This window comes from Methylosinus sp. PW1 (assembly GCF_000745215.1).
Taxonomy (GTDB): Bacteria; Pseudomonadota; Alphaproteobacteria; order Rhizobiales; family Beijerinckiaceae; genus Methylosinus.
Window position 1 is genome coordinate 78,879 of sequence record NZ_JQNK01000004.1, and the last position, 4,532, is coordinate 83,410.

The 4,532-nt window shown below is 65.1% G+C and carries 3 protein-coding genes; all 3 read right to left on the bottom strand.

Annotated elements, in window-relative coordinates; translation table 11 throughout:
- Positions 1-10: 10 nt before the first annotated feature.
- The 3 genes from K369_RS03860 to K369_RS03870 are packed head-to-tail and all read right to left on the bottom strand — an operon-like array spanning position 11 to position 4,415.
- A complete protein-coding gene (locus K369_RS03860; RefSeq protein WP_036288028.1) occupies positions 11-2,158 on the bottom strand; it encodes a PqqD family protein in 2,148 nt (715 codons plus the stop codon).
- 9 nt (positions 2,159-2,167) lie between these two features.
- Complete coding sequence (locus tag K369_RS03865; RefSeq protein WP_156967679.1) at positions 2,168-4,063, bottom strand: efflux RND transporter periplasmic adaptor subunit; 1,896 nt, start codon at positions 4,061-4,063, stop codon at positions 2,168-2,170.
- Between the two features lie 31 nt (positions 4,064-4,094).
- Positions 4,095-4,415, bottom strand: coding sequence for a DUF3467 domain-containing protein (locus K369_RS03870; protein WP_198033013.1), 321 nt, complete (start codon positions 4,413-4,415; stop codon positions 4,095-4,097).
- Positions 4,416-4,532 lie beyond the last annotated feature (117 nt).

A 4,532-nucleotide genomic window follows, 5' to 3' on the forward strand; every position in this document is an offset into this window, starting at 1 on the left:
CGCCAGCGCGTCAGACACCGAACTGCCTCAACAGCAGTTGGCGCGCGGCGCGCCAGATACGCCAGGCGACGGGCTCGGCGCCGTGATCGAAACGCACATAGACACGCTCGCCTATGTTCATTCGCTCCTCTTGCGGCGCGACATGAAGGTCGAGATGGAACTGCGTTTCGAGCGCGCGCGGCGCATCGGTCTTGGTCGGATCGATCGCAATGTCGCCGCCGCCGCGCTTGCTGAGCGCGAGACTCGGCAATTCGTCCAGAGCCGCCGGGGCCTCGCGCGCGACGACGGCGGGAATCACGCGATCGACGCGGCCGACGAATCGAATCTCCACCTTCATCGTCCGGCTGCGCACGAGATCGATATCCGATTGCGGAACCACGACGCGCACGACCGGATCGCCTTCGGCGATGACATAGCCGAGAAGATCGCCCTTCTTCAGAAATTTTCCGGGAAGATCCGACGCGCGCGGCAAGATGAGACGGCCGGAAGTCTCGGCGAGGATCGAAAGATCGGCCATGCGGCGCCGGTTCAGCGCCAAGGCTCCTTCGAGGCGACGCAGCTCCTCGCGAAAAATATTGGCCTGCACGAGATCGGAGTTGGCGACGGCTTCGAGCCGCAGGCGATAGGCCTCCGTCTGCGCCTCCAGAACAGCGGTCTCGCCGGCGAGGATCGGGTCCGCCAGCGTCGCGACGCGGGTTCCGGCTTCGACATAGAGATCGTCGGCGAGAAGCGCGTCGATCACCTCGCCGTCGGCGCGCACGCGAAGCGTGGACTTCTCCGGGACGACGACGACGCCCTGGGCCATGGTCGCATAAGGAACAGGAACCACAGTGGCGAGGACGATGAGCGCCGCCGTCGCCAGACCGGAGACGAGGATCGCTCGTCCGCGCACGCTCCGCAGCTGCGGATCGGTGAGGAGGCGATTGAAGCCTTTCGCGAGCGGCAGCGCGACGCCGGTCACGACTCCCCATAGCGCGAGCAGAATGCCGAGGATGAAGAATCGCGAGCCGATGAACAGAGCGATGCCGAAGGTCACTGTCATTCGGTAGAGGAACGAGGCCGCGGCATAGGCGAGAAGCCAGCGCGCCTCGCCCGGCGAGGTCGCCGGCGATGGAAGATGCGCGAGGCCGAAGGCGTGGCGCTGCAGCAGATAGAGCGCATAGGCGTTGGCGCGCGCGCCGAGATTGGGAATCTCGATCAGATCGGCGAGAATGTAATAGCCGTCGAAGCGCAGCAGCGGATTGCCGTTGACGAGCAATGTCGAGGCGCTGCCGATCAGCATGACGTCGAACGCCGCGGCGCGCACGAAGCCTTTCTCGACGAGCGCCCAGACCATCATCGCCACGGCCGCGAGGAACATTTCGACCATGATTCCCGCCGCGCCGACGATGACGCGGCGCCGCTTTTCCTGAAATGCGGCCGAGGCGGAGGCGTCGACATAGGGGACCGGCATCAGCACGAGCAGCATGACGCCGAGCTCATGCACCTCGCCGCCCCAGCGCGCCGTCGCCATGCCATGGCCGATCTCATGCAGCGCTTTGACGAGCGGATAGACCAGCAGCAGAAGAACGATGTTCTCCGCGGACAGGACGCGATCGGCGACATTATGCGTGAGCGCGGTCCATCGCATGCCGGCGAGCGCGAGCCCGATGGCGATCGTCGCGAGCCAGAAGCCGAAGCCCCACCAGCTGAACAAGAGTCGGCCGAGCGGCGCCGTCGCGGCGAGGAATCGCTCGGGATCGATGAGCGGAATGCGGATCGCCAGCGGATTGCGAATGTTCTGCACGAAGCTTCGGCGACTGTGCCTGTCCGCCCGATGCGCCAATTCGTCCATGTCCGGCGGAACGTCGCCGATCAGCAGATCCGCGGCATGAACCTGGGCGAGAAGACGAATGGTTTCGTCCTGCGTGGGCTGATCGTCGCCATAGCGCTCGCCCATCATCTCCCAAATCTGGTCGATGGTGCGGCGACCGTCCATGAGGCAGACGATATGATGCGCCAAGGGCGACAGTCGATGAAACTGCCCATTCTGCCGGTCCTGCAGAACGTACCACAGCTGGCCTCTATGGCGCTGGCGATGGATTCGCGCATGCGAGCGCAATCGCGGCTTGAGATCGGCGACGCGATACCAGGAGGAGCTGCGCAGGGGCGCGACCATGCGGCGCTCCTAATCCAGCCATCGCCATGACCAGACCTTCAGCCAATCGGCCAGCGATCGGGTCCAGATCCAGCCTATGCGTCTTCGGCCCGCCTCCACTTTTCCGACGCCTCTCATGCCGGGCCGCAGCTTCGGCGAGCTCGCCCGCAGCGCGGCCTCGATGCGGAACGTGTTCGCGCCTTCATCGGCCTTTGCGACAGGGGTGATTTTTTCGACGATGAGCGGAAACGTCTCGTTGGGGAGCGCCGCGATCAGCAACTCGCCGGGCGCCCCTTTCACGATCTCGTTCACCTGCGATTCGTCGACATCCAGAACGACCCGCCAATCATCGAGCGGAGCGATCTCGAACAGAAGCTGACCGCGCTGCACCGCGGCTCCGACAGACTGGCTGAGGTCGCCGGAGACGACGAGGCCGTCGAAAGGCGCCCGCAATTTCGTGCGCGCGAGCTGCTCGTCGGCGAGCTTGATCTGCGCCTCGGACTCCTGCATCTCGGCGCCGAGCACGCGCGCGTCGGCGCGATTGCGCGCGCCGCCGGCGCGCTCGAATTCATATTGCTTCTTCTGTCTCTCCGTGACCCAGCGCAAGCGCTCGAGCGCGAATTCGCGATCGTCGAGCGTCGCCAGCGCCTCTCCGCTGCGAACCTCGTCGCCGGCGCGCACATGCGCTTCCTCGATGAACCCGTTGAAGGGCGCGACGATCGCGCGCTGCACCCGGCCCTCGATAACGGCGTTGGCGTTCACGCGGTAGACGTCGGTCACGAGATAGAGAAGCATGGTGGACGCGATCAGCGCGAGAGCGACGAGCTTGCGTCCGACATGACCCGGCCCGACGAGATCATGCGCCTGCGCGCGAAGCGATTCCCACGCTTTGACGATCAGCCAGCGGTCATCGCGGCGGCGAATGTCGAGCACGGGACCGAGAGCGGAGGCGAGACATTCGAGAAAAGCGATTTCGTCCGGCTGAAACGGCCGGTCCTTGCCGCGCTCGAAGCTCAAGGCCCCGATGAATTGGTCCTTGGCGAACATCGGCATCGTCAGAATGGCGGCGCAGCCATGCGCCTCCGCCAATTCGGCATGCGCGCGGACGATCGTCGATTCGTCCGCGCGCGTCGGGTAGAGGACGATCGCGTGCTGATCGACCGCCTCGTTCATCGCGCCGTTCAAGAGCCGGACGAGATTGAGGTCTTTTCCGAAATGAGCGCTGTGGGAGATCGCGACGACGCGCACGCCCGACTCTTGTGCGAAGCCGACGCTCACGCGTTCGCAAGCATAGAGCGACGCGAGCTCGGTGACGCAGGCGCGACAGGCGAGCGCGAAACCCTCCTCCTCGAGCGCCACGGCGAGCATGTCGAGAACTCCGCTCACGCGGCGCAGCCGATGCGTCGATTCCGCAGCGGCGTCCATGCGCAGACGTTCGCGGACCCGCGCGACGCCCCATTGCAGCTGCCGCGCCGCGAGCCGCGCTTGCGCAGGGGCATCGCCTTGGATCTCGATGGCCGCGGCGCCGAGCGCTTTATCGTCGATGATGATCGGAAAAGCGATTTGCGCGACCGGCGACGGCGCGCCGGATTCGAGGGCGGGCTTGCTCACCACGCCGCGGCGCTGCGTGACAGCGAGGTCGATCGTCGAATGAAGGCGCGAGACGGCGTCGACGCCTTCGGGCCATGAGGCGATCTTGCGATTGCCGCTATGATCCCGCAGGGCGACCGCGCCGCAGGTCGCAAAGGAGATCATTCCGCATTGCAGGGCCAGCCATGCGGCGAGAACAGCATCCAGATCGGCCGCGTCGTCCAGGCGCTTCCACAGCGCCTGCTCGAGGACGGAGACGCGCTCCTCGTCGAGCAGCCGCGCTCTCTCAGGGGGCCGCGGACCGCCGGCCCCCTCTGCGCTCGCGAGCAATGTCACGCGTCACCACCGCGCCAAAGGTGCGGCGCGCTCAGCGCCCGTCGATTTTCAACGCGCCGTGACGGCTCTCATATTCCTTGAGAACGCCGGCCAGCGCGACGCTGAGACGCTTGGCCGCATGAGGGCTGAGGATGACGCGATCGGTCAATTCGACATGCACCTGACGTTCGTTGCCGATGTTCCAGGTCTTATTGGTGCCGAAGAACAGGTCCACTTGCTCGAGCGTGCTCTGAATGTTCACGACATTGGCGAAATGCGTGACCATGTTGCGGTCGTCCCAGAGCACCGCCGACTGGCGGACGCCGTCTACAATATCGGCGGCGGGCTGCACATTCGACTCGACCTGATCCATAACCACCACTCCGTTTTGAAAACCAGCACGCTCTACTTCATGCTTCTAAAGCGCAGGTCACGATTCGCATCATTGTATGACGGTCATATTACAGCGCTGCGCGGCCCTCCCACGCCG